At 69.7% G+C, this 24,724-nt stretch carries 23 protein-coding genes; 10 read left to right on the plus strand and 13 right to left on the minus strand.

Features of this window, described 5'->3' with window-relative positions:
- Window positions 1–769: 769 nt before the first annotated feature.
- Window positions 770–1,711 carry a GlxA family transcriptional regulator gene (locus NUV38_RS04685; RefSeq protein WP_257727997.1) on the minus strand — a complete coding sequence of 314 codons (942 nt, stop codon included), beginning with the start codon at window positions 1,709–1,711 and terminating at the stop codon, window positions 770–772.
- Between the two features lie 107 nt (window positions 1,712–1,818).
- Here NUV38_RS04685 and NUV38_RS04690 point away from each other — a divergent pair, with 107 nt between their 5' ends.
- Entirely contained in the window at window positions 1,819–2,130 is a 312-nt protein-coding gene (locus tag NUV38_RS04690) for a putative quinol monooxygenase (RefSeq protein WP_257727998.1), read from the plus strand.
- Between the two features lie 104 nt (window positions 2,131–2,234).
- Window positions 2,235–3,503 (plus strand): ISL3 family transposase, encoded by a 1,269-nt coding sequence (locus NUV38_RS04695; protein ID WP_257727999.1) that lies wholly within the window; start codon window positions 2,235–2,237, stop codon window positions 3,501–3,503.
- Between the two features lie 292 nt (window positions 3,504–3,795).
- Here NUV38_RS04695 and NUV38_RS04700 read toward each other — a convergent pair whose 3' ends face one another.
- Window positions 3,796–5,070, minus strand: coding sequence for an MFS transporter (locus tag NUV38_RS04700; protein WP_257728000.1), 1,275 nt, complete (start codon window positions 5,068–5,070; stop codon window positions 3,796–3,798).
- Window positions 5,071–5,152: 82 nt separating this feature from the next.
- Between NUV38_RS04700 and NUV38_RS04705 the strand changes: the two genes are divergently transcribed.
- The 3 genes from NUV38_RS04705 (at window position 5,153) to NUV38_RS04715 (ending at window position 7,352) form a co-directional block, all read left to right on the plus strand.
- Window positions 5,153–5,644, plus strand: a complete 492-nt coding sequence (locus tag NUV38_RS04705; RefSeq protein ID WP_257728001.1) for a helix-turn-helix domain-containing protein — start codon at window positions 5,153–5,155, stop codon at window positions 5,642–5,644.
- Window positions 5,645–5,855: 211 nt separating this feature from the next.
- The gene (locus NUV38_RS04710; RefSeq protein ID WP_257728002.1) at window positions 5,856–6,692 is read left to right on the plus strand and encodes an alpha/beta fold hydrolase; all 837 of its coding nucleotides are present in this window, start codon (window positions 5,856–5,858) and stop codon (window positions 6,690–6,692) included.
- A 72-nt stretch (window positions 6,693–6,764) separates the two neighbouring features.
- Window positions 6,765–7,352, plus strand: a complete 588-nt coding sequence (locus NUV38_RS04715) for a TetR/AcrR family transcriptional regulator (protein WP_257728003.1) — start codon at window positions 6,765–6,767, stop codon at window positions 7,350–7,352.
- A 149-nt stretch (window positions 7,353–7,501) separates the two neighbouring features.
- On the opposite strand, the gene NUV38_RS04720 is transcribed toward NUV38_RS04715, so the two are convergent.
- From NUV38_RS04720 to NUV38_RS04735, 4 genes are read right to left on the minus strand one after another with little or no spacing between them, the layout of a single operon-like run.
- The gene (locus NUV38_RS04720) at window positions 7,502–8,503 is read right to left on the minus strand and encodes an NADP-dependent oxidoreductase (RefSeq protein ID WP_257728004.1); all 1,002 of its coding nucleotides are present in this window, start codon (window positions 8,501–8,503) and stop codon (window positions 7,502–7,504) included.
- A gap of 48 nt (window positions 8,504–8,551) precedes the next feature.
- The gene (locus tag NUV38_RS04725; protein ID WP_257728005.1) at window positions 8,552–10,078 is read right to left on the minus strand and encodes a bifunctional 3-(3-hydroxy-phenyl)propionate/3-hydroxycinnamic acid hydroxylase; all 1,527 of its coding nucleotides are present in this window, start codon (window positions 10,076–10,078) and stop codon (window positions 8,552–8,554) included.
- On the minus strand, window positions 10,075–11,013 hold the full coding sequence (locus tag NUV38_RS04730; RefSeq protein WP_257728006.1) for a fumarylacetoacetate hydrolase family protein: 939 nt from the start codon (window positions 11,011–11,013) through the stop codon (window positions 10,075–10,077). Before NUV38_RS04730 ends, NUV38_RS04725 begins: the two co-directional genes overlap by 4 nt.
- The gene (locus tag NUV38_RS04735) at window positions 11,010–12,143 is read right to left on the minus strand and encodes a VOC family protein (RefSeq protein WP_257728007.1); all 1,134 of its coding nucleotides are present in this window, start codon (window positions 12,141–12,143) and stop codon (window positions 11,010–11,012) included. Before NUV38_RS04735 ends, NUV38_RS04730 begins: the two co-directional genes overlap by 4 nt.
- A gap of 87 nt (window positions 12,144–12,230) precedes the next feature.
- On the opposite strand from NUV38_RS04735, the gene NUV38_RS04740 reads away from it, so the two are divergent.
- The gene (locus NUV38_RS04740) at window positions 12,231–12,881 is read left to right on the plus strand and encodes a TetR/AcrR family transcriptional regulator (RefSeq protein ID WP_257728008.1); all 651 of its coding nucleotides are present in this window, start codon (window positions 12,231–12,233) and stop codon (window positions 12,879–12,881) included.
- 56 nt (window positions 12,882–12,937) lie between these two features.
- Here NUV38_RS04740 and NUV38_RS04745 read toward each other — a convergent pair whose 3' ends face one another.
- Complete coding sequence (locus NUV38_RS04745; RefSeq protein ID WP_257728009.1) at window positions 12,938–13,282, minus strand: hypothetical protein; 345 nt, start codon at window positions 13,280–13,282, stop codon at window positions 12,938–12,940.
- A 2-nt stretch (window positions 13,283–13,284) separates the two neighbouring features.
- Window positions 13,285–14,976, minus strand: coding sequence for a class I adenylate-forming enzyme family protein (locus tag NUV38_RS04750; protein WP_257728010.1), 1,692 nt, complete (start codon window positions 14,974–14,976; stop codon window positions 13,285–13,287).
- 305 nt (window positions 14,977–15,281) lie between these two features.
- On the opposite strand from NUV38_RS04750, the gene NUV38_RS04755 reads away from it, so the two are divergent.
- Window positions 15,282–15,728 carry a VOC family protein gene (locus tag NUV38_RS04755; RefSeq protein WP_257728011.1) on the plus strand — a complete coding sequence of 149 codons (447 nt, stop codon included), beginning with the start codon at window positions 15,282–15,284 and terminating at the stop codon, window positions 15,726–15,728.
- A 59-nt stretch (window positions 15,729–15,787) separates the two neighbouring features.
- Here the strand turns inward: NUV38_RS04755 and NUV38_RS04760 are convergent, their stop codons facing one another.
- From NUV38_RS04760 to NUV38_RS04770, 3 genes are all read right to left on the minus strand, one after another.
- Window positions 15,788–16,192, minus strand: a complete 405-nt coding sequence (locus NUV38_RS04760) for a RidA family protein (protein WP_257728012.1) — start codon at window positions 16,190–16,192, stop codon at window positions 15,788–15,790.
- Between the two features lie 58 nt (window positions 16,193–16,250).
- Window positions 16,251–17,033 (minus strand): SDR family NAD(P)-dependent oxidoreductase, encoded by a 783-nt coding sequence (locus tag NUV38_RS04765; RefSeq protein WP_257728013.1) that lies wholly within the window; start codon window positions 17,031–17,033, stop codon window positions 16,251–16,253.
- A gap of 117 nt (window positions 17,034–17,150) precedes the next feature.
- Window positions 17,151–18,311 (minus strand): saccharopine dehydrogenase family protein, encoded by a 1,161-nt coding sequence (locus NUV38_RS04770; RefSeq protein WP_257728014.1) that lies wholly within the window; start codon window positions 18,309–18,311, stop codon window positions 17,151–17,153.
- Window positions 18,312–18,626: 315 nt separating this feature from the next.
- Here NUV38_RS04770 and NUV38_RS04775 point away from each other — a divergent pair, with 315 nt between their 5' ends.
- Genes NUV38_RS04775 through NUV38_RS04785 form a run of 3 tightly spaced genes read left to right on the plus strand, consistent with a single transcriptional unit; the run spans window position 18,627 to window position 22,609 of the window.
- Complete coding sequence (locus tag NUV38_RS04775; protein ID WP_257728015.1) at window positions 18,627–20,033, plus strand: FAD-binding oxidoreductase; 1,407 nt, start codon at window positions 18,627–18,629, stop codon at window positions 20,031–20,033.
- A 43-nt stretch (window positions 20,034–20,076) separates the two neighbouring features.
- The gene (locus NUV38_RS04780; protein WP_257728016.1) at window positions 20,077–20,730 is read left to right on the plus strand and encodes a response regulator transcription factor; all 654 of its coding nucleotides are present in this window, start codon (window positions 20,077–20,079) and stop codon (window positions 20,728–20,730) included.
- A 40-nt stretch (window positions 20,731–20,770) separates the two neighbouring features.
- A complete protein-coding gene (locus NUV38_RS04785) occupies window positions 20,771–22,609 on the plus strand; it encodes an acyl-CoA dehydrogenase (RefSeq protein ID WP_257728017.1) in 1,839 nt (612 codons plus the stop codon).
- 90 nt (window positions 22,610–22,699) lie between these two features.
- Here NUV38_RS04785 and NUV38_RS04790 read toward each other — a convergent pair whose 3' ends face one another.
- Both NUV38_RS04790 and NUV38_RS04795 read right to left on the minus strand, forming a co-directional pair.
- Window positions 22,700–23,857, minus strand: a complete 1,158-nt coding sequence (locus NUV38_RS04790) for a saccharopine dehydrogenase family protein (RefSeq protein ID WP_257728018.1) — start codon at window positions 23,855–23,857, stop codon at window positions 22,700–22,702.
- 206 nt (window positions 23,858–24,063) lie between these two features.
- Window positions 24,064–24,684 (minus strand): TetR/AcrR family transcriptional regulator, encoded by a 621-nt coding sequence (locus NUV38_RS04795; protein ID WP_257728019.1) that lies wholly within the window; start codon window positions 24,682–24,684, stop codon window positions 24,064–24,066.
- Between the last annotated feature and the right edge of the window lie 40 nt (window positions 24,685–24,724).

Genomic DNA, 24,724 nt, shown 5'->3' on the forward strand with positions numbered 1-24,724 from the left:
GAGGAGTGCGACGTCGGTGTCGGGCAGAGCCGTGAGGCCAGCGCATCGCGCGACCACTAGAACCGAACCGCCCCTGCCCTGCGTTTCCGCAGGTCAGGGGCTGTTCGCCGGAGCCGCCTGTCGGAATCGAACCGACGACCTCATCACGTCGCCTTTGCGTCTATCGCTTGATGCGCCCACTGGGCGAACGAGCCGCTGACCTGCGCAAGCGCCGAGCGTGGGGGTCGCCGCCATCCGGTGGTGACCGACGACGACCGACCAGTACCGACCGTTTCACCGGAGCTTGCGGCGGCGTCGAAGTCAAGCAAGCTCCATTCCTTTAGCTCACCGCGCCCTCCTCCTCGCCGGTCCCGTCGTCGTCGAAGACGTTTCAGGGGTCTTCTCAGATGACGGTGTAGGTCGGCCGGGCGCGTCGGTCCGCAGATAGATGTCGAGGTCTCCCGACGATGGAGGTTCCTACGCCATCCATCCGAAAGACCTCGACGTGTCCGACGCTACCCCGCCGGCCGGCTTCGGCCGCCCTGAGCTGACCGCCGCCTTAGGCTTATCCCAATCGACCCTGATTGGGTCTGCTGACCCTCTCGACGGGAACGCAGCGACATCACAGCCACCCAACCCCGACCGTCCGGGAAGCCGGGGCACGTCACATGGCCTGTGCTGCGGGCGTGTCGGGTGGATCGTCCAGGGGCGACGCAGGAGCGTCGACGCGACGTGCTGAGAGGTGGTTCCAACCGAGCGCTAGGACACCGGCTACAGGCATGGCGTTAGGTCAGGAACGGCGTCGCTCCCTGCGAAGGAGGGAGCGCAGAGTTTCGGCGTTCGCGTAGCCGACCCGTAGCGCGATCTCGGCGGAGGTGAGGTCCGTGGTTGCTGAGAGGTGCCGAGCTCGATCGATGCGAAGCCGTTGGACGAAGCCGAGCGGAGTGAGGTTGAGCGCCGCACGGACTCGTCGTTCGAGGGTGCGCCGGCTGGTGCCGAGCGACTGCGCGACGAAGGCGACGTTGAACGGTTCGTCCAGGCGGGCGCGCACGAAGCGTTCGAACTCGACGACGATCGGGTCCTCGTGCCGGAGATGCTCGTAGGCGACGAAGGCCGCCTGCGACGGGCGCTCGTCGATGATGAGGAGCTTGGCGACATGTTGGGCCAGGTCGGGGCTGATCGATCGCACGAGTGAGAGCGCGAGGTCGATGTGGGCGAAGGCGGCGCCGGCGGTGACGAGGTTCCCGTCGACCACGACCATGGTGTCGAGATCGAGGGCGACGGTCGGGTAGCGCTTCAGGAACTCCGGCCCCAGGAACCAACTGGTCGTCGCCCGCCGATGATGCATCCGTCCGGTCTCGGCGACGGCGAACACGCCGGTGCACGCCGCGGCGATCCGGGTGGTCGCGTCGTCGAGGCGCCCGAGTGAGGCGATGACCGAACGAGCATCTCGGCTCTGGAGGGCGTCGTGGGTCGCGGCGGCCGTGAGGGTTCCAAGCGCAGGGACGACGACCACGTCGAATTCTCCGGACTCCGACAGCGGATGGTCCACCGACAGGGTCATCGATGCCGTCGTGGCCACTCGCCGTTTCGGTCCGAGGATGGCGAGTTCGATCGGTCCGATCCGCGGGTCGACATCGCCGCGGGCTCCGTCGGCCACCCGCACGATGTCGATGACCGACGCGACCGCCGAACCGAAGCAGCCGTCGATCGCGATCAGTCCGATACGCATGGCGCGAACAATAGCAATACTGCCGTATACGCCACTCCCCATCGGTCCTCGCTCGTCATACGCTGAACTCGCCCCACGAAGGACCCCGACTTCAAGGAGATCCCCTCATGTCCACACCCGCCTCACTTCCGTATGCCTTCGTCGCCAAGATCGTCGCGGCCGATGGACAGCACGACGCGCTCGCCAATCTGCTCGCCGGCGCTGTCGCACTCGCCAACGAAGAAGTAGGAACGATTGTCTGGTTCGCGGCTAGGACCCACGCCGACACCTTCTGGATCTTCGATGCATTCCCCGACGAGGCCGCTCGCGACGCCCACGCCAACGGGGCCATCGTCGCAGCCCTGATGGCCAACCAGCACCTCCTCGGCGCAGCACCCGAGATCCTGGCGGCCGACGTCCTCGCGTCCAAGCTCCCGTAGTCCGCCAACGCACGAGACGATCGCGCCCCGCCGAGTCGGTCCGCAGATAGACGTCGAGGTCTCCCGACGATGGAGGTTCCTACATCCATCCGAAAGACCTCGACGTGTCCGACGCTACCCCGCCGGCCGGCTTCGGCCGCCCTGACCTGACCGCCTTCGCTCGACTCGACGGCCTCGGTCTGAGCGTGATCGGGCAACGACTTGAACCGGATCGTGCGGTCCTCGCGTGCCGCGTGGTGGAACCAGATCAGTGGTGCCGACGGTGCGGCAGCGAAGGCGCTGCTCGTGACACCGTGATCCGGCGGTTGGCCCACGAGCCGCTGGGCTGGCGACCGACCGTGCTGGAAGTTGTAGTGCGCCGCTACCGCTGTGCCGACTGCGGACACGTGTGGCGCCAAGACACCAGCGCCGCGGCAGAGCCACGCGCGAAGCTCTCGCGCACCGGGCTGCGGTGGGCGCTGGAAGGGATCGTGGTCGCACACCTCACCGTCGCTCGTGTCGCCGAGGGACTCGGGGTCGCGTGGGACACTGCCAACAACGCGGTCCTGGCCGAAGGCAAGCGGCTGCTGATCAACGACCCCACGCGGTTCGAGGGCGTGAAGGTCATTGGCGTCGATGAGCAGGTCTGGCGCCACACCCGGCGTGGCGGCAAGTACGTCACCGTGATCATCGACCTCACCCCGGTCCGCGATGGCGCCGGCCCAGCAAGGCTGCTGGACGTGGTCGAGGGCCGGTCGAAGGCGGCATTCAAGACCTGGCTCGCCGACCGCGACGCCGCCTTCCGTGACGGGGTCGAGGTGGTCGCGATGGACGGCTTCACCGGGTTCAAGACCGCTGCTGCGGAGGAGATCCCGGACGCGGTCACGGTGATGGATCCCTTTCACGTCGTGCGCCTGGCCGGTGACGCCCTCGACAGGTGCCGGCGCCGGGTCCAACTCACGATCCACGGGCACCGTGGGTTCAGGGACGATCCGCTCTACAAGTCGCGGCGCACGCTGCACACCGGCGCGGACCTGCTCACCGACAAGCAGAGCGACAGGCTACGCGCGCTGTTCGTTGATGACGCTCACGTCGAGGTCGAGGCGACCTGGGGTGTCTACCAGCGCATGATCGCCGCCTATCGCCACGAGGACCGGCAACGTGGCCGCGAGCTCATGGAGAAGCTGATCACCGACCTCAGCGCCGGCGTCCCGAAGGTGCTCACCGAGCTCACCACCCTGGGCCGGACCCTGAAGAAGCGAGCCGCCGACGTGCTCGCCTACTTCGAACGACCCGGCACGAGCAACGGGCCGACCGAGGCACTCAACGGACGGCTCGAACACCTCCGCGGCTCCGCACTCGGGTTCCGCAACCTGACCTACTACATCGCCTGAAGCCTGCTCGAGACCGGCGGCTTCAGACCCCAACTCCTACACCCCCGATTGGGATGAGCCCATTTCCCGAGCAGACGGGCGATGCGTCGCTCGTACGTGCTCACGTCCCTCGCAGCTGACGGGCCCTGCTCATTGCGACGGCATGTGGCGCCTTCCTGTTCTCGGCAGCGGGGCGCGGGGCGCACTGGTGGAGCCCGGGCCGGTGTTCGCCCCGATGGTCCGACTGGGACTGATGCTCTACGTCCGCACCGTCGACGTGGGACGGGTGCCGTGCGACCCGAGCCGACGGGGTTCAGCCGACGGGTTCGCGATGGTCGACTTCCCTCGCGGCCCGCGGACCGCGCCCGATGCTCCACGACAGGATCGCTGCCACGCCGCACAGAGCAGCGCCGGCGAGCCATGCGTAGGTGTAGCTCCCCGTGTGGTCGCGCACGAGCCCGGCGCCGAACGCGGCGAACGCGGCCCCCACCTGGTGGGCGGCGAAGACCCACCCGAAGACGATGGTGCCGCGCTCGCCGAAGATCTCCCGGCACAGCGCCACGGTGGGTGGGACCGTGGCGACCCAGTCGAGTCCGTAGACGACGACGAACAGCACGATGCTCGGGTGGAGGCTGTCGGCGAGCAGTGCCGGCAGGGCCATCAGGCCGATGCCGCGGAAGGTGTAGTAGCCGATCAGGAGGTAGCGCGGGTCGAACCGGTCCGTCAGCCATCCCGAGCCGATGGTTCCCGCGATGTCGAAGATGCCGACCACGGCCAGCAGGCCCGCCGCCGTGGTCTCGGCCATGCCGTGGTCGTGGGCCGAGGGGATGAAGTGGATCCCCACCAGGCCGTTGGTGGTGGCCCCGCAGATCGCGAACGCCGCGGCGAGCGCCCAGAAGGACCGGACCCGCGATGCATCTCTCAAGGCGCGGACCGCACGCGTCGCCGCGCCGCCCGCCTCGACCGTCGGGGCCACGTGGCCCTCGGGCGCTCCGTACGGTGCGACTCCGAGGTCGCTCGGGTGGTCGCGCACGAAGGCCACGAGGAGCGGCACGACGGCCAGCGCGGCCGCGGCGATCACGAGCGACGCGACACGCCAGCCGGTCGTCGTGGCCAGGCCTGCGACGACGGGCAGGAACACGAGCTGCCCGGTGGCACCGCCGGCGGTCAGGATGCCCATGACGAGTCCGCGGCGCTCGACGAACCAGCGGTTCGCGATCGTGGCGGCGAACGCCAGGGCCATCGAGCCGGTGCCGACGCCGATGAGCAGGCCCCAGGTCAGCAGCAGCTGCCACGACGCCGTGGCGAACACGGTCAGGCCGCTGCCGAGGGCGACGAGGACGAGAGCCGTCGTCGCGACACGGCGGATGCCGAACGTGTCCATGAGGGCAGCGGCGAAGGGTGCGGTCAGGCCGTAGAGCAGCAGGTTGAGACCGACGGCCAGTGACATGGTCGACGTCGTCCAGCCGTACTCCTCGTTCAGCGGCAGCATGAGGGCCCCGGGAGCGGCCCGGAACCCCGCGGCGCCGACGAGGGCGAGGAATGCCACGCTCGCGACGACCCAGGCCGGGTGCAGTCTTCGGGTCATCGGCGACCTCGCTTTCTCCGAAGAAGTCACTATCCTGGAGTGACCGTACCGATATCGCTTTCCTCGAGCAAGGGAGAGGGTCATGCCCCTTCGATCCGACTGGTCGAGCTCGCCGTGTCCTGTCGGTCGCGCGCTCGACGTGCTGGGTGATCCCTGGGTCGTCCTGATCATGCGCGACGCCTTGCACGGCCGCCGACGCTTCGACGAGCTCCGCGACGGACTCGGCGTCGCCGACAGCGTGCTGAGCCGTCGGCTGCAGGCCATGGTGGAGGCGGGCCTGCTCGCGAGGGTGCCCTTCGACGGCGACGGACGGGTGCAGCACGTCTACGAGCCCACCGCCTCCGGTGCCGACCTCCTGCCGGTCCTGCACGCCCTGGCCGGGTGGGCCGAGAAGCACCGGCCGGCCGGCGAGGGCGGACGCATGGCCGTGATCCACGAGCCCTGCGGGCAGGAGACCGCATCGGCGGATCGGTGCACGAGCTGTGGTGCGACGCTCGTCGCCCACGAGGTCAGCTGGGACAAGCCGTGGAAGCAGGTGCGGGACCGCTTGGTCGCCCCGATCCCGACTCCCTGACGGCAGACGAGCCGTCATCGACTCACGCCCCTCGAGCGTCTCACCGAGGGGCGTGCCGGGATCCCCCTCGGCCGCCCGCCGCTCGCCGCACCGTCCGTCGAGCGCGGTGCCGTAGAGGGCTTGACATCGCCATCCCCTTATTGAAGGATGATCATAATTCAAAAGAAGCGTCTCGTTCGCGGTCGCCCCGCGGCAGAACACGGAGCACAGCATGTCCAGCACCTACCGCACCGCACCGGCGAGGACCGTCGAGTCGAACGGCGTCACCTACGCCTACCGCGAGCTCGGGCCGAAGGGTGGTGTGCCCGTGGTCTTCTTCGTGCACCTCGCGGCGACCCTCGACAACTGGGACCCGCGGATCGTCGACCCGATCGCCGCGAACCGGCACGTCATCACCTTCGACCAGCCTGGGGTCGGCGCCTCGACCGGCTCGGTCCCGGGGACGATCGAGGAGATGGCCGGCGACGCCTACGCCTTCATCCGCGCGCTCGGGTTCGACACCGTCGACGTGTTCTCCTTCTCCCTCGGCGGCATGGTCGCCCAGGCCCTCGTCGTGAAGCACCCCGAGCTCGTGCGCAGGCTCGTGCTCACGGGCACTGGCCCGAAGGGCGGCAAGGACATCGACAAGGTCGCCGGCACGACGTACTACGACATCCTCCGGGCGACGCTCACCCGCTCCGACCCGAAGGAGTTCCTCTTCTTCGAGCGCGACGCCGCGGGCAAGCGGGCGGGCAAGGCGTTCGTCGAGCGGCTGAAGGAGCGGACGGTCGACCGCGACGCGGAGATCGGGCTCGGCGCCTTCCAGGCGCAGCTGAAGGCGATCAAGCGGTGGGGGCACGGCGCCCCCGACGACCTCGGCGCGATCACGCAGCCGACGCTCATCGCGAACGGCGACCACGACCGCATGGTGCCGACGGACCTGTCGCACGACCTGCACCGCCGCATCGCCGGCTCCCAGCTGGTGATCTACCCGGGCTCCGGGCACGGCGGCATCTTCCAGCACCACGAGGAGTTCGCCCCGGTCGCGGTCGACTTCCTCGGTCGCTGAATTTGTCTGACGATCGTCATGGCATAGGCTTCGAGCATCGGGGGACCAGGACGGAGAGGGCGTCGAGCGACGATGGCGAGGTACGACAAGCAGCACAAGGAGGCCACCAGGGCGCGCATCCTGGAGACGGCCGGACGGCGGCTCAAGCGGGACGGCGTGGACGGGTCCGGGGTTGCGACCCTCATGAAGGACGCGGGCCTCACCAACGGGGCCTTCTACGCCCACTTCGACTCCAAGGACCAGCTCGTGGCCGAGGTGGTGGCGTCCCAGCTGCGCGCGCAGCACGACCGTCTCGACACGCTACCGCCCGGGAAGGCGGGAGTGCTCCAGCTGGTCACCGACTACCTGTCCGTCGAGCATCGGGACAACCCTGCTCTCGGCTGCCCGTCGGCGGCGCTCCTCGATGAGATCGCGCGCGGCTCCAACGAGGCGCGCGAGGCGCTCTCCGCGGGCGTCGTGGCGATGATCGACGATCTCGCGGCGCGCGTGGCCGGCGGAAGTCCGGTCACGTCGGAGGGTCGCGTGCGTGCTCTGAGTGCCTACGCGGCCATGGTGGGCACGATCCAGCTGGCCCGTGCCCTGACCGACGACGACCTGTCCCGCGAGCTGGTCGCGCAGGGCCTCGCGAACGTGGTCGCGATGCTCGGCATCGATTCCTGACACCTGGCTCATATCCGCTCGGGCGCTTCCGTGACCACCGTCGGCGCCGGTCAGGCGCGTCGGTGGTGTCGTGCAGGCGGGCGAGCATCCGCTCGTGGTCGTCGAGCTGGGGGGGGGACTCTGGTCTCCGAAGGTGGGAGTGCGCTGGTTCAGGACATCGAGACGACGACCTTGCCCTTGGCGCGGCCGGTGTCGACGTACGCGAGTGCCTCGAGGGTCTGGTCGAAACCGAAGGTGCGGTCGACGACAGGTCGGATGGCGCCGTCGTCGACGAGCCGGGCGATCTCGGCGAGCTGTGCGCCGTTGGCCCGCATGAGGAGGAAGGAGTAACGGACGCCGAGCCGCCGCGCGGTGGCCCGGACCTTGCGGCTGAGCGCCCGGGTGGCGACGCGGACGACCGGGTTGGCCCCGATGTTCGCGGTGAACTCCGGGTCGGGCGGACCGCCCAGCCCGACCACCAGGCCGCCGGGCCGCAGCACGGTGAGGGATCTCAGCACGCTGTCCGCGCCGAGGGGGTCGATCACGAGGTCGTAGTCGCTCAGCACCTCGGTGAAGTCCTCGGTGCGGTAGTCGACCACGACGTCGGCGCCGAGGCTCCGCACCAGCTCGACGTTGGCCGTGCTGGTCGTGGCGGCGACCGTGGCGCCCAGGTGCTTGGCGAGCTGGATGGCGATGGTGCCGAAGCCGCCGGAGCCGGCGTGGACCAGGACCTTGTGGCCCGCCGTGACCTTCCCGCGCTCCACGAGGGCCTGCCACGCCGTGAGTGCGACGAGCGGCAGGGAGGCAGCCTCCTCGACCGAGATCGAGCTGGGGGCGAGCGCGAGGTCCTCGGCCTTCACCGCGACCCGTTCGGCGAACGTCCCGATGGCGAAGTCGCGGGGCCGGGCGTACACGGCGTCGCCGGGGGAGAAGCTCGTGACGGCCGAGCCGACCCTGGTCACGGTCCCGGCGACGTCGTGCCCGAGGACGAAGGGCGGCTTGTACGGCAGGATCAGCTTGAACTCGCCCGCGGCGATCTTGGAGTCGAGCGGGTTCACGCCGGCGGCCTGCACCTGGACCAGCACGGCGTCGGGGGCCACGTCGGGCTCGGGCCGGTCGACCTGGCGAACGGCCCCCTGCTTCGCGTACTTCTCGACGACGAACGACTTCATGATGCGAACCCCTCGGGACACGAGATTAAAAGTATGATCGTAAGATTATCACGTGCGCCATGCATGTCCAGGCGATGCAACCAGGGCGACGAGCGCCGACACGTCGTGGCCGGACGCCATGGTGGTGCGGTCGGGGCGCACCAGCGCCGCCGTCGCACGTCCACCGCGCAGCCACGAGGAGAGCTCGGGACGATCGGCCGTCCCTACGACCACGCAGCCTCGGGCCTCGAGCTCGCGCCGGTCGGTCGGGGAGGGCGCCGCGGAGGTCACGAACGCCCAGCCGGGACCGATCAGGTCGTCGACGACGCGACGGCCGTGCACGACGTTGGGGCAGAGCCGTCCGGCCAGGCGGTCCCCGCGGCGCGCCGAGACGCACGATGACCCGGCCAGGGGTGGTGTGGCGCTGTCGATGAAGCGTCGACGCACGATCGGGGTGCGGTTCAGCACCGGCACCGCGCCGGCGCGGACTGCGTCGCCCGCGCGACCGCCGCGCGTCATGATCGTGCCCAGGAGGCGTGCCGTGTCGATCATCGACCGGGCGTGACGGGACCGCTCGGGCTCGTAGGTGTCGAGCACGTCGGCCGGCAGGGAGCCGTCGAGGAACCCGGCGACCTTCCAGCCGAGGTTGGCGGCGTCGCGGATGCCCGCCCCCATGCCCTGGCCGATGAACGGCGGGGTCAGGTGGGCGGCGTCGCCGAGCAGGAAGACGCGCCCCGACCGCCACCGGTCCGCGACGGCGGCGCGGAACGTGTACTCGGCGCAGCGGACGACCTCGAGGGCCGCCAAGTCGGTTCCGGCGGTCCAGGGTGCGACGAGCGGGGCGATCGACGCGATCGTGGCGAAGTCCGCCGCGGTCTCGTCCTCGAGCAGCTGGAACTCCCAGCGGTAGCGCTCCTTGCCGATCCGCATGTACGTGGCCGCCCGGGTGCTGTCGCACACCTGGTGCACGCCCTCCCACTGCCCCAGGTCCTCGCTGGTCCGGATGTCGACGACGAGCCATCGCTGCTCGAACCCGAGGTCGGTCATGGTCGACCCGATCGACCGGCGCACGAGGCTGTTGGCGCCGTCGCAGCCCAGCAGGACCTCGGCGTCGAGGACCCGCTCGTCCCCACCGGCGGTCGCACGCGCACGCACGTGGACCCGGCCGGGGGAGGGCTGCTCGACGGCGGTCACCTCGTGACCTCCCAGGAGCGTGACCTCGGGCGTCTCGGCCAACCGGTCGCGCAGCAGAGCTTCGAGGTCGGGCTGGTCGAACATGCTCGCGCGGGTGAAGCCGGTGGTCGGCGAGACCCCCTCGCGGGGGAACTCGCCCAGGACCCGCAGTGCGGCGTCGACGAGGCGCAGCCCCCCGCTCGGGCGCGAGATAGCGGCGAAGCGCTCGGCGACGCCGAGCCGGTCGAGGACCCGCAGCACCTCGTCGTCGAGGTGGACCGCTCGCGGCTGCGGGTACACCCCTTCCCAGCGGTCGATCACGACGCTCGGGGTGCCGTGCCGAGCGAGCTCGAGCGCGGCGCACGCGCCCGTGGGCCCCGCCCCGACGATGACGACGGGGTGCGACATGGCCGTGGCGGTCACGGCGTCCAGCGCACCCGGGTGCGCTGCGACCCGAGGTCGAGCGCGCCGTCGTCGGTCGCGATCGCGACCTCGACGAGGTCGCCGTCCTGGAGGTAGCGCGGGTTCTTGGCCTGCTTGGTGAAGAAGATGCGCCACTTGGTCGCCGGCGGCAGGAGCGAGCCGATGATCTCGATCGGCTTGGGCGGCGCGCTCAGCGCCGTGCCCACCGGGGTGCCGGTGAGGAGGAGGTCGCCGGGGGCGAGCTGCTGGAACCGGGCGAGCGCCCGGAACGCCGCGAGCGGTCCGTAGATCATGTCGGAGGCCGGCTGGTCCTGGCGCAGCTCTCCGTTGACCCAGAGGCGCAGGCGCAGCTCGGTGAACCGGGCCAGCTCGCCGTCCTCGAGGACCAGGAGGACGGGCCCCACCGGGGTGAACGTGGGGTAGGACTTGGACTCGTAGAACTGGGTCTTCGGCAGCTGCTGGTCACGCGCCGAGACGTCGTTGGTGACGACGAGCGCCGCGACCATGCCCGGGAGGTCGGACTCCGTCACCTCGGTGCCGACCGGGACCTCGCGCCCGAGGACCAGACCGATCTCGACCTCGTAGTCGAGCAGGGTGACGTGGGCGGGGCGCACGATGTCGTCGGTGGGCCCGCTGATCGACCCGGAGGCCTTGCGGAAGAACGCCAGCGGGACCGCGTCCGGGTCCATGCCGGCGTCCTTGGCGTGGCTCGCGTAGTTCGCCATCTGCGCCACGACGCGGCACGGGGCCGTGACGGGCGAGACGAGGGCGAGGTCGGTGACCGGCACGGGATCGCCGACCTGCCGGGCGGCGAGCACGGCGTCGCGGTCGGCGAGCAGCTCGGCGGTCGTGGTGGCGTCGGTCGCGATGCGGACGGCGCCGTCGGGACGCTGCAGCCACCAGGCGTCGGCGGTGCGCAGGACGGGAAGGGTCATGAGCGGGCAACTTTCATCAGGCCGAGCAGGCGGGTCAGGTCGAACTCGTTGTCCTCGCGCAGGGCGGTCGTCATCGAGAGCGCCTCGAGCAACGACTCCCGGCCGGGCGCGATGCCGAGGAAGTCGGCGGTGGCGGGCGGTCCCCACTGGGCGAGTCCGCTCGCGGTCATCTCGGCCCACCCGGGCTCGAGGGAGGCGTCGAACATGTCGCCGTCGCTGAAGTGCTCGACGAGGAAGCCGTCCGGGTCGCGCCAGTAGTCGAAGATCTGGCTGCCTTGGATGTGCCGGCCGATGCCCCAGGAGTGGTGGTAGCCGAGGTCCTTGAGGTGCTCCCCGCCGGCGGCGAGGGCGTCGAGGTCGGCGACCTGGTACGCCGAGTGCACGTAGCGGTTGCGAGGCCCGAGCGTCATCGCCAGCGTGTGATGGTCGGCCGGGGTGTCGCCGCGGTCGCACCGGATGAAGCTCATCGTCGGACCGCGGTGGCGCTGGCCCGGGAAGTACAGGAAGTCCGAGACGATCAGGCCCAGGTGGTCGAGGTACCAGTCAAGCGACGCCAGGTACTTGGTGGTCTGGAGCACGACGTGCCCGAGTCGCTCCACGACGGCCGGGGCCCGCGGTGGACGTTGGGTCCGGTTCGCGCGGTCCGTCGTGCCGCCGAAGTTGAACGTGTGGACGGGCTGGGTCTCCAGAGCGGGGTGCTCGATGGTGTCGGCCACGACGCGCACCAGAGCACCCGCCGGCTCACGGACGTCGACGCTGAGACCGCCCAGGTGCTCGGGCAGGCGGCGGGGCTTCGTTCCGGTGGCGTCGGCGAGGCGCAGCAGGTCCGTCGTGGCCGCGGCGCGGAAGGCGGGGCCGACGAATCGCGAGCCCTCGCCCTTGCGGATGATGACGCAGGGGCTGCCGGGCAGTGCTCCACGGAGGTTCAGCTCGTGGGCCGAGCGGTGCGTCACCGAGAATCCGAAGGCCCGGGCGAAGACCTCGGCCGCCGCGAGGTCGGGCTTCTCGAACTCCAGCCACGCGATGTCGTGCACCTTGATGACGGGGTCGAACGACCGATGACGATGCTCGCCCCGGCGCGCACCCTGCTCGCTGTGCAGGTCGCGGTGGCTGTGGTCGTGCTCGGCCATTGACGATTCCTCCGAAACTGAAGATTTCTTCAGAGTAGGGATGCGATGGTCCGCGGTCAAGCGTTCGTGCGAGCTAGGATCGTCGCCATGTCCGGTGTCCCTGCGAGCGCGTCACGCTTCGACAAGCGTCGTGCGCGCACGCGCGCCGCGCTGATCGAGGCGGCGCAGGGCCTGCTGGTGGAGGGCCGGCTCGGGGTCCCGATCCAGGAGGTGACGGAGCGCGCCGACGTCGGCATCGGGACGTTCTACAACCACTTCGCCTCGAAGGACGAGCTGTTCGCCGCCGCGATCGAGTCCGCCCTGTCGCAGTGGGCGGAGTCGATGGACGCCGTCGACGACGGCACGACCGATCCGGCCGCCCTCTTCGCGCGCAGGTTCCGGCTCACCGGGCGGCTGCACCGGCTCGAGCCGCAGATCAGTCGCGTGCTGCTCAGCCAGGGTCACGCCTTGTCGAAGTCACCCGACGGCATGGGCCCGCGCGCCCGCCGCGACATCCGCGCCGCCCAGGAGGCGGGCCGCTTCCTCGACATGGACCTGGACCGCGCGATGGTGGTGGTCACCGGCGCGATGGTCGAGCTGGGTCACCTCCTGCACGATCGTCCCGAGCTCGACGAGGCCGAGACGGTCGACGGAGTCACGACCGACGTCCTCGTGGCCCTCGGCCTCGAGCGCGCCGAGGCCGAGCGCCTCTGCGCGGGACCCCTGCCTGCGATCGACGCGACAGCCGGGCTCGGCTGACCTCCGAACCCGGTTGGTCTCGTCACCGGTCCGTCGTCGTGCGGCGTCTCGCTCTCTCACCCCTCGCAAGCCCTTCCGTCCTGTGCTGCCCAGTGCTCCACCCGCTCCGCCCACGAGCGGCTCAGCCCGGCGCTGACCCGTGCCACCGCGGGGCACAGCCGGCGTTCGTCCGGGCGGAACTGGAAGGCCGGGTAGAGGTGGCCCGCCCGGACAGGGACAGCGACGAGCTTCCCGCCGTCTCGAAGCCGTTGCAAGACCTTGTCGGGAGATCGGATGCCGAGGAGCTCACCCACCTCGGCGCCCGTCAGGAGGTCCTGGCCCGCCAGCCACGTCCGGGCATCGGCACTCAGGACCGCCTCGATCCGGTTCTCGTACGCTCGCAGCGTCTTCTCCGACGGCATGGTCAAGCTGTCGGGGAAGGGGTCGCGGGATCGGACTGCAACCAGCGGTCACGAAGGTGGGACTTCACGAACTTGCCCGACGGGGTGCGGGGAAGTGGTGCGCTCTCGAAGGAGATCGCCGACGGGATCTTGTAGGTCGCGAGGCGTGCGGACAGGAACGCGGCGAGGTCTGCCCGCTCGAGCGTGGCGCCTGGGCGGATGAGCACCGATGCGGCCACCTCTTCTCCGAGTCGTTCGTCGGGGACGCCGAAGACCGCCGCCTCGAGGACGTCAGGGTGCTCGTAGAGTGCGGCCTCGACCTCGGAGCAGTAGACGTTCTCCCCGCCTCGCACAACCATGTCCTTCAGCCGGTCGTCGATGTAGACGCGGCCATCGGCATCGAGGTGACCGACGTCGCCGGTGCGCATCCAGCCGTACTCGAAGATCGCCGACGTGGCGTCAGGGCGGTTCCAGTACCCGCGGATGAGCGAAGGCCCTCGCAGCCAGATCTCGCCGCTGTCGCCGGCGGGAACCGCGGCCCCTGTCCCGACGTCCCGGATCTCGAGCTCCATCGACGGTGCCAGCCAGCCGACGCTGTCCGGGAAGGCGTGCGCCTCGTCGCAACAGATCGCCGGACCGAGGGCGTTCGTCTCCGTCATCCCGTAGCCGAACGTCGGGGAGGCGCTCGGGATCTGCTCGCCGAGCTGGGTCAGCAGGGACGGCGGCGTGGCGGCACCGCCACCCCCCACCCACTGCAGGCTCGAGAGGTCGTAGTCCCTGAAGCTCGGGTGGTTCACGATGTCGAAGCACTGGGTGGGAACGCCGATGAACGCGGTGAGCCTCTCGGCCTCGATGAGGCGCAGCGCCTCCTCGGCATCCCAGCGATGCATCATCACCAGCTTCTGCCCTCCGCGGAGCGCATTGAGCATCACCGCGATGCATCCGGTGACGTGGAAGAGCGGGACGGCGAGGAGGGCTCCCGGGTCTCCAGAGGGTGCGGGGAAGTCCTGGCCGAGCCTGGTCGCCTCCACTGCCTCCTGTGCCGACGCTCCCCAGAGGGCGTGCACGACGGCCCCGTGCGTCGAGACGGCGCCCTTGGGATGGCCTGTCGTGCCAGACGTGTAGAGGATCGTCGCGTCGTCCGAGGATCGGAGGGAGACGTCGGGACGCTGCGCCGGAGGAGTGACCTCGCTCCAGCAGTCGTGCACGACGTCCGTGTCCGGACCGCGCACGAGCACCAGCGCGATGTTCGTCGACCGCAGGACGCTCTCCAGGAGTGCAGCCCTCTCGGTGTCCGCGACGATGACGGCAGGGGCAGCGTCGTCGACGGCGTAGGCGAGCTCGTCCGTCGTCCACCAGCTGTTCAGGGGCACGCACACCGCACCGACCGACGTGGCGCCGATGAAGGCCATCACCCACTCCGGGTAGTTGCGCATCGCGATGGCGACGCGGTCCCCGGGCCGGACGCCGTAACGGTCCACCAGCGCTGCAGCGAACGAGTCGGCGCCGGCGAAGGTCTCGTAGAAGCTGAGACGCTCCCGGCCGTAGGTCAGGAAGATGGCGTCGCCGTGCGATCGCGCCTGGTCGAAGATCTCCCGCAGCGACGTCGGTGCCCGGCCGAACGAGTACGTGTCGTCCTCGGGTCGGCGCCTGAGCTCGTACGTGGCGCCGGTCGCCGTCACCGCGGCAAGTGCGGAGTGATGGGACATCGTCATGCGTTCCTCGCCATCTGGTCGTGCGGACGTCAGGTCAGAGCCTCTCTCCCGGTTCCGCCAGGGCGCAACGGGCTGCCTCCAGATCCGCCCGAGCGGGGGATGGTGAGGCGGGCTCGGCGTCGCAGTGAGTGCCGAACTCCCTCTCCCGGTCCCCCGTATGGGCGAAGTGATCGCCGTGCGTCACTCGTACCGCGAGGTCGGTGGTCTCATCGGAGGATGCGAGCTCCTGCAGCAGGACCAGGACCAGTCGTCACCACTTCGGCGTGGACGAGTCGACCACCGAACCCAGACCCGCGATGCCCCCGATGACGGCGACACCCGGTGCCTCCGAGTCGGCGCACGAGCGGCTGCACCATCTGGGCATCGTGGTGCCGAAGGAGGGTTACGCCGCGCTGCTCCGTGGTGCGTGTCGATGGTTCGACAGCGACATCGTCGACGAGGGTGAGGACGACGAGCTCGACATCCACTGGGCCTGGGTGAACGGTCCGGGTGGGGTCCTCATCGAGGCTGTCGCACCACGATCGGGGCACAGGACGGCGATCACGCGCTTCCTCGCCCGAACGGGAGGCGGACTGCACCACGTGTCGTTCGAGACGACGGCGCTGACCTCGTGCGCGGGGCTCCTCCACGAGCGTGACGCGGTCACGGTCGGTCACCGCGAGGACCACGGGGGTTGGGCGGAGTTCTTCATGGCCCCCGATCAGCTGGGGGGCGCGCGCCTGCACTGGATGCAGGCCGTGACCGAGCCCTGACGACAGCACCCGGCACCCCGTCCGGGGTGCCGGGTGCTGGACCGACGGGGTGCTGGGGGTCAGTCGACCACCGCAGTGGCGGTGAGCTCGACCAGTGCGTCGGGGTGGCCGAGGGCCTGGACCCCGATGACCGCGAACCCCGTGGACCGGACACCGAGCTCGGCCGCGGCCGCGCCGTAGCCCTCGAACGTTCGTTCTTGGGTCTGGGGGTCCAGGGCCACGACGTAGACCGTGATGTTGGCGATGTCCGACGTCGTCGCCCCTGCCGCCTCGAGCGCGATCACGAGGTTGCGCAAGCAGGTCTCGCCCTGGGCTGTGTAGTCGTCCGGATCGGTGATGGCGCCGCTCGTGTCGATCGCGATCTGACCACCGACGTGGACGATCTTCGATCCCCTCGCGACGGTGGCGTGCGCGTACCCGTGGGCAGGTGCCAGCCCCTCGGGCTTGATCCGCTGGATGGTCATCGGCAGTTCTCCTTCGCGTCGTCGAGCATGGGTCCAGGCGTCCGGCGCACGCGCTGGGTCACTGTGCGGTGTATCCGCCGTCGACCACGAGGGTCTGGCCGGTCATGAAGTCGGAGCCGGCGGAGGCCAGGAAGACAGCGGCCGACGCGATCTCCTCGGGCTGGGCGATGCGTCCCGCTGGCGTCAGGCGCCGCATGTAGGCGGCCACGTCGGGGTCGGCCAGGGACGGCGCGAGCATCTCCGTCTCGACGAAGCCCGGAGCGAGTGCATTGACCTGGACGTTCTTGCGAGCCCACTCCAGCGCCGTGGCGCGGGTGAGTCCGATCAGCCCGTGCTTCGCGCTCACGTAGGCGACGTCCTCGCGAACGGCCACGGTGCCGAGCATCGAGGACACGTTGATGACCTTGCCGCCGTCGTCGGCCTTCAGGTAGGGCGAGGCAGCCTGGGTGAGCAGGAAGCACGACTGCAGGTTGAGCTCCAGGACGCGTTGCCAGGTCGAGAGCTCGGTGTCCTCGATCCGCGACTCGTGGTCGTCCGCAGCATTGTTCACGAGGATGTCCAGCCCGCCCAGACGGGTGTTCGCCGTCTCCACCGCCTCGCAGATCGAGTCGGGGGAGCGCAGGTCGGCGACCAGGACCTCGATGCGGCCGGGCAGGTCCTCGGCGGCGGCCATCGTCTCCGCGAGGCTCTCGGCGCTCCGGGCGACGCCCAGCACGGAGGCGCCGCGCCGGGCGAAGGCGATGGCGATCGCCCGGCCGATGCCGCGGCTCGCGCCGGTCACGAGCGCGCGGCGGCCCGTCAGGTCGAATTCGTCCACGAAGCCCTGAGTGGCGGTAGTCATGACTGGGCTGGTCCTTCCGGTTGGCTGAGGTGCCGCGTCGATGCGGGCTCGGTCGATGGTCGTCGTGGCCGGGTCCTCACGGCCGAACTCGGCCGGAGAACCACCCGACTGGGCAGGTCATCTCTGCACGATCGCGAGCAGGTCGCTCGCTGTCCTCAGGCTCGGGTCGGTCAGCGGTGCCAGCAGGTCGAAGAACTCTCGGGCGGGGACGGCGGACTCGGGAGCGTGCACGCCGACGTCGCGAAGCGCTCCGCGACGCAGCAGCTCGACGCCGATCCCCACGGGGACCCCGGTGTTGCCACCCATCCGAGCCGGGTGGAACGCCGTGGGATAGACCGCAGTCGCGTGCGGAGCGCCGTCCTTCGTGCCGATCGCGAGACTCCACTCGATGGGCAGGGCGTCTCGTGGCCCCTTCGTCGCCGGCCGGGGGAGGTCGCCCATCTCCGCGATGCCCTCCCGGAGGGTGATCGAACCGGCCCCCACGCGTCGACCGACGTCCCGCAGGCCGTCGAGGAGCCAGGCCGGACCGGACTGCAGGTTGAGCGACCGACTGAGACGGGGGTAGGTGCGGGGGAGCGTGATCGGTTCGGGGTGGCCCATGGTGTACGCCGTGACCGGACCGACTCCGGGGAAGTCGAGAGTCACGGGCTCCACGGCGGCCACGTCCGCGGGCTCGCCGCCCTCCCAGACACGGATCGGTTCGCTGCACTGGTGGATCCAGTGGTCCATCGCTGCGGAGGCCTTCGGTGCTGGGAAGTCCGGCTCGTCGACGATGGTCGCCGCGCTGATCTTCCAACCGGTGTAGAGCTCGTGCACCTCGTCGAGAGTCTCCGCGGCGATGGCGGCGCAGAGGTTGGTGACCCCGGGGCTGCCGCCGAGCCCGATCACGACGTGGAGACCTCTCTCCCTGGCCCGCTGGTCGAGGTCGAACGCGGCGATGGTCGGCTGCCAGTCGTCGTTGATGTCGAGGTAGTGACAGTCGCTGTCGATGGCCGCCTCGAGGATCGGCAGCATGAAGGTCGCGAAGGGTCCCATCGTGTTGACCACCACGTCGTGCCGCGCGAACGCGTCCGTCATCGCCACCTCGTCGGTCGCGTCGAGGGCGAGTGCCTGGCAGGGCCCGCCCACGGCCTTCGCGGTCTTCTCGGCGCGCTCGGCATCGATGTCGGCGACGGTGAGGATCTCGGCCGTGCCGAGCGCGGCGATGGTCCTGACGGCCCAGCGTCCCATGGAGCCGGCGCCGCCGACGACGATCACACGCAGCTTCTCGGGAGTCATGTGTCCTCCGGTGTTCGGATGGTGGTGGGGCTCGGGTCGGCCCGATTCGACGTGCGCAACCTAGGGGGCCGCTCCTGGTCGATCTCGGTTCGACGATCGATTCACACCCGACTGGGCTGTACCCAGGCACGATCCGCAGCGACTGTCAGGCGGACGCTCCGCTGACCCGCAGTGCACCGTGCACCGCCTCGGCCAGGACGCGGTGCGGTTCGTCGTTGCCGCCGACCCCGGTGCCTGTCGAGGGTGAGAGCTGCGTCCGAGCATCACCGGACCGCCCACGCTGATGCGCCGAGCGAGACGAGAGTGACAGACCACATGAGGACCGACACCGTCGAGTACACGCCCTTCACCGGTTGGATCGACCCGCCGACCGAACGAGCACCGAGGCTCGAGGGGGAGGTGTCCTGCGAGGTCGCCGTCATCGGCGGTGGCATGGGCGGCATGGCGACAGCGTTGAGGCTGGCCGAGCTCGGGAAGGACGTCGTGCTCGTGGAGGCCGAGTTCTGCGGCTACGGCGCCAGCTCACGCAATGCGGGCCAGATCGCCAGCGTGCCGGGAGGAGATCTGCGGCTTCTCCAGCTCTTCTCGCCGAGCAAGGTGCGAGGCATGGTCCAGCTGGCGGAGAACGCTGCTCGGTTCGCGGAGCACCTCATGGAGAAGCACGCCATCGAGTGCGAGTACGAAGCGAACGGGCTTGCCTTCGCGGCGGTCTCGCGCGGTCAGATGGCGCGGGTCCGAACGATCGCCGCGATCCTGCATCGTGCTGGAGGTCGCGGTCAGGTGGGTACTGCCGAGGAGCTCGGGATCCCACGATCCTTCCGCGGCGGCATGCGGGAGGCGGTCGGGGGGATGTTGAACCCGGGCAAGCTTTCCCGTGGTGTGCGGACGGCGTTGCTCGAGTCCTCGGCGCGGGTGTTCGAGGGAAGTCGGGTCCTCGACGTCCGGCGTGAGGGCGGCCAGGTGCGCGTGGTGGGGACTCACGGAGAGGTTCGCGCGGACAAGGTGGTCCTCGCGACCAATGCGTACTCCGGCGAGTGGAGCATCACGCCGCCGCGGCTCTCCCTGCCGATGTGGATCATCGAGGTGGAGTCGGAGCCGATCCCTGAGGAACGGCTCGCGGCGCTCGGGTGGAGCAGCAGGTCGGGGATGATCACGCAGCACCAGATCATGGAGAACTACCGCCTGACCTCCCGGAACACCATCGTCTTCGGGGTTCGCAAGATCGAGCGCGGTTCATCCTTCCCGCTACCGGCCAAGACCCCTGACCCACGGTGGGTGCAGGAGCTGGCCGACGCGTTCTCGACGAGGTTCCCCGAGCTGGCCGACATCCCGGCGGCCAGGGCCTGGGGCGGGTGGATCGCCATCACGTCCTCCTGGCTCTCGGTGGCCGGACAGCTGGGGGACGACGTCTACTACTCGATCGGTTGCAACGGGCACGGTCTGGCGCAGGCGCCCTACATCGGATCGATGATCGCCGACTACATCGTCGAGGGCAGACGGCACCAGGATCTCGAGGTGGTCTGGTCGAAGAGGTCGACCTTCCCGCCCTTCCTCCTGCTCGGTCCCCGCTCCCTGAAGCTCGTCTGGGCCTTCGACCGACTGTGCGACGTCCTCAACGGGAGTCGCCAGAGGGCGCGGCGCGCAGCGCGGGGTCGACGCAGCGAGCGGGTTGCCGACCCCGCCAGGTCGAGAAAGTTCGTTGGCACCGTTGACCCTGAATGATCATTCATTTAATGTGACCTGAACGTTCATTTAAGGAGACGCCATGTCGCTCGCTCTGCAGGAGGCTGGTCCCGTCGGGGACATCGACTCCACCCGTTGTCGCCCTCAGCGCGTCCTGATCGTCGACGAGAGCGAGCTGGTGCAGGCAGGACTGCGAGCCCTGCTCGGGAGCCAGAGCTGGGTGTCGTCCTGCTTGGGTGCGTCCTCGACCTCGACGGCGATGGACATCGCGCGCCGGCGGCAGCCGCAGCTGATCCTGGTCAGCTCCGCCATCGAGGGGGAAGCCGGGCTCGGCTTCTGTCGGGAGGTGGCTGCGGCACTCCCGATGGCCAGGGTGGTGGTGATGTCGGGTCACGGACGGGTCGCCAGGTCCCTGGCCCGTGCGCACGGCGCCGTGGGCTTCCTGTCACTCGGTCTTCCGGCCGAGGCCATCGTGGACGTCGTGCGACGCGTCGCAGAAGGTGCAGCGGTCTTTCCTCGCGAGACCCTCGAGCGGTCCAACGGGCTTCTCTCGCGGCGCGAGATGGATGTGCTGCGGCACCTGGTCGCAGGATTGAGCAATCCGGAGGTCGCTGCCGCTCTCAACCTCTCCAGGCACACCGTCAAGCAGCACACCAGCGTCGTGTACCGGAAGCTGGGAGTGCGGAACCGCGCCCAGGCAGCGTCTCGAGCTCAACAGCTCGGGCTGGTCGCGTGACTGTGCGGAGCCAGACCCACCGCTCAGGTTCACTGGTCGCATGACGACCACCGTTCTGCAGAAGCACGCACTCCCGGTCCTCGACTTCCTGCTCGGGGAGTGGCTCGAGCTGGATCAGCTGTTGACGCGCAACGCGTTCGAGGAGCACTCGCTCGACAGCTGCCAGGACTACCTCGCGGCGGCATCTGACATCGCAGCGAAGTTCTTCGAGCCCGCGCAACGCATCAGCGACCTGCAGGAGCCCCGCGTCGCAGCGGACGGCTCGGTCGTGCTGCCTCCCGAGTCGCACGCGGCCTGGGAAGCCTACCGATCCTTCGGTTTCCTCTCGGCGCGGCACGCACAGGCGTTCGGAGGCCTCGAGCTTCCCCGGGTCGTCGACCTGGCCTCCCACGTCATCTTCGGCTCGTCCGGCGCCAACCTCGTGCCGTCGATGCTGACCGAGGCGAACGCTGCGTTGATCCTCGCTCACGGGACCGAGCGGCAGAAGCGCGTCTTCGCCCACGCCGAGCTCGAGGGACGATGGACCGGCACGATGGCCATGTCGGAGTCGGAGGCGGGTTCGTCGCTGTCAGACATCACGACACGCGCGTCGGTCGACGGGTCGGACCACGACGAGGACCCGCTCGGCCCTCGGTACAGGATCCGCGGGACGAAGATGTGGATCAGTGGGGCCGAGCACGACCTGACCGACAACATCGTCCATCTCGTGCTGGCCAAGATTCCGCGCCCCGACGGCACGGTCGATCCGAGCACGCGAGGGATCTCACTCTTCATCGTCCCCAAGCTGCTCGTCGATCCCGACGGGAACGTGCTCGAGCGCAATGACGTCTCTCTCATCGGCCTCAACCACAAGCTGGGCAACCGCGGCATCCCCAACACGTCTCTGGCCTTCGGGGCAGGGGCCTGGCACCCACGGGGTCGCGAAGGAGCCATCGGCTACCTCGTGGGAGCCCCAGGAGACGGGCTCCGGCAGATGTTCCACATGATGAACGCCGCGCGCACGGAGATCGGCCTGGCGGCGGCGTCCGTCGGGCTCGCCGGCTACGCCCTCTCGCTGGACTATGCGAAGCAGCGGCGTCAGGGACGCCCGACGACGACGTCGGGCAAGGACACCTCCGCCTCCCAGGTCCCGATCGTCGAACACGCCGACGTGCGACGGATGCTGCTGGCCCAGAAGGCGTACACCGAGGGCGCCGTCGCTCTCGCTCTCTACGCCGCGAGGCTCATGGACGACGAGACGACGGGCTCGGTGGCGCAGGCCGAAGAGGCGTCGGAGCTGCTCGACCTGCTGACGCCCGTGGTGAAGAGCTGGCCGAGCGAGTGGTGCCTCGAGGCCAACAGTCTTGCCATCCAGGTGATGGGTGGCGCGGGGTACACGCGCGACTACCTGGCCGAGCAGTACTGGCGCGATCAACGTCTCAACATGATCCACGAGGGCACTCATGGGATCCAGGCGCTCGACCTGCTCGGCCGGAAGGTGCGGATCCGCGACGGAGCGCTGCTCCGCGCGCTCGAGAGGCGTGTCCTCCACACCTGCGAGCGAGCCGTCGAGAGCGGCTTGGCGGAGGAGTCGCGATCACTGGCGCAGGCGTGGGCCGCGGTGCTCGCCGCGACCGACGCCGCGTGGGCGACGAACGATCCTCAGGACGCGCTGGCGAACGCCACGCCCTACATGCAGGGGTTCGGCCACGTGGTGATGGCATGGATCCATCTGGACCTCGCCGTGACGGCCAGCTCTTCGTCGCACGCGCAGGCTGGTGGACGTCTCGCTGCGATGCGCTACTTCTTCGCCTACGAGCTGCCGAAGGTGGGTGCCTGGCTCGAGGTGGCCTCGCGGCGTGAGTCGGTCTGTCGCGACGTCGCGGCCGACGACCTCTGATCGCGGCGCCGCGAACGAGCGAACCATCGAACGAGCGAACGAGGCCAGGGCGTCCCTGGCCTCGTTCGCATCGAGGACGATCGTGCTGCGCTACTGCCCGAGGGGCGCGATGCGCACGTCTAGGAGAGCGCCCTCGGGAGGGGCGTCGGCATACGGGACGAGTCGGGAGAACATGATGTCCGGGTCGATGCAACCCTCTGGACCCATCGCTCCTCGTGCTGTCACCTCCCCGCGGGCGATCATGCCGGCCGCGACCGCGAGAGGGATGCACGTCGCCTCGCCCATGGTCCGTCCCGGCAGCACGGTGGTGCTGACGGTGACCCGAACGGTCTCATCGTCCTTCGTCCCTTCGGCATAGGCAAACACGCCTGGGAAGTCCGGGACGGGCCCCGCGTCGGGGCCGCGGCGTCCGGGAGCGAGGATGAACTCCTTGCTCCCCTCGGGGACGCTCAGCTCACCTGCGCGGACGCGGTCCCTCACGGCGCGTGCGGCCTCGATCAGCCCGGGGCGGGAGAACATGAGGTTCAGCGACTCCTCGATCTCCGGGAACGCCAGTGGCAGCGTCACCGGCTCGGGGTGGCCGCAGGTCCACACCTGGCCGGGGCCCACCCCCGGGACGTCGATCTCGAGCTCCTCGAGCGCGTCGGCCTTCTGCGCAGCTCCGTCGCGCCAGATGCGAATCGGCTCCGCGAGGTTGTGGATCCAGTGGTCGACCGCAGCCGCCGGCTTCACGTCGTCCGGGTTGGCCGGAGCCTTCGGTACGCCGGATCCGCCCCGCCACACGGTGTGGAGCTTCGTGGTCACGTCGAGCTCGCGGTGCGCTGCAGCAGCCAGCAGGTTCGAGAGCCCGGGTGAGGCTCCCATGCCGATCAACGCGATGATGCCGGCCTTCTTGGCCGCACCGTCGAGGGCCAACATGTCCAGGGTCGGCTCCCAGTCGTCGGCGATGTCGGCGTAGTGGCAGCCGGCAGTGATGGCGGCCTCGAGGACGGGTGGGCCGAAGAGGTAGAACGGACCGACGGTGTTGAGGACGAGGTCGGCTGCTCGCAGGGTGGCCACGAGCTGGTCCGTCTCGGTGATGTCCAGGGCCATCGAGGTGGCCTTCGGCCCCAGCGTCGCGGCGAGGGCAGCGGCGCGCTCGCCGTCACGGTCTGCCACGAGGACCGAGGAGATCTCGGGATCCTCGACGGCGGTCCGGCAGGCGACCTGCCCCATGTCTCCGGCGCCTCCAACGACGACGATTCGCATGATGCTCCTTCTTCGAGGTGGCACGTCGGGAGACTCGAGAACAGCGAGTCCGTCCCGTCGTGTGGACGCTCACCGTGGCATGCGCGGCGCCGTCCGCCCGAGGAACGCCAGACCCTTGGCCCACTTGGGGGAGTGGTGGCGTTGCGGGTGCGGATTCCTCGGCCGGCCCGTCCGCCGTCGTGCCCGGACAGGTCCGGCTGTCGGGATCAGCCTCGCGCCATGCGCAGGGCGAGACCCGCGTACTCCCGGCCGACCTCGTCGACCGTCAGCGCACCCTCGGCTCGGAACCAGGTGAAGACGTACTCGCACATCGTCGAGATGGCGAAGGCCGTCACCGTGGGCTCGGCGGTCGCGAAGACACCCTCTCGACGTCCCTGCTCGAGGATCTCGCGCACCAGGACGAGGTAGGGCCGACCGGACTGGAGCAGCTCGCGCTGCTTCTCCGTGCTCAGCGACGACGCGAGGCTGGCGTAGCCGAAGTTACAGTTCTCGTCGAGCTCCGTCAGCTGCATCCGGACGTAGGCGCGGGCGTAGTTCTCGAGTCGAACCTCCGCCGAACCACTGGAGGCGGCTGCGGCAAGTGCGGGATAGGACGACTCGTAGAGGGCTCTCAAGGACTCGGCCAGGAGGTCGAGCTTCGAGGGGAAGTGCCAGTAGATGTTGGCCGGGGTCATTCCGGCTGCGGCCGCGATCCTCGAGACGGACGTCCCCTCGTACCCGGACTGCTGGAAGAGTCGGATGGACGACGTCAGGATGCGTTCGCGTGCGCCGACGGGGTCCTCGGCGGCCGCTGCGGCTCGTCGGGCGGCTGCCTTCTGCGGGGACATGCCGCAGATCCTAGTGACTGGATTGGTACGTCCGCCTCCC

The organism is Aeromicrobium sp. 50.2.37 (assembly GCF_024655735.1).
In the GTDB taxonomy this organism is placed as follows: domain Bacteria; phylum Actinomycetota; class Actinomycetes; order Propionibacteriales; family Nocardioidaceae; genus Aeromicrobium.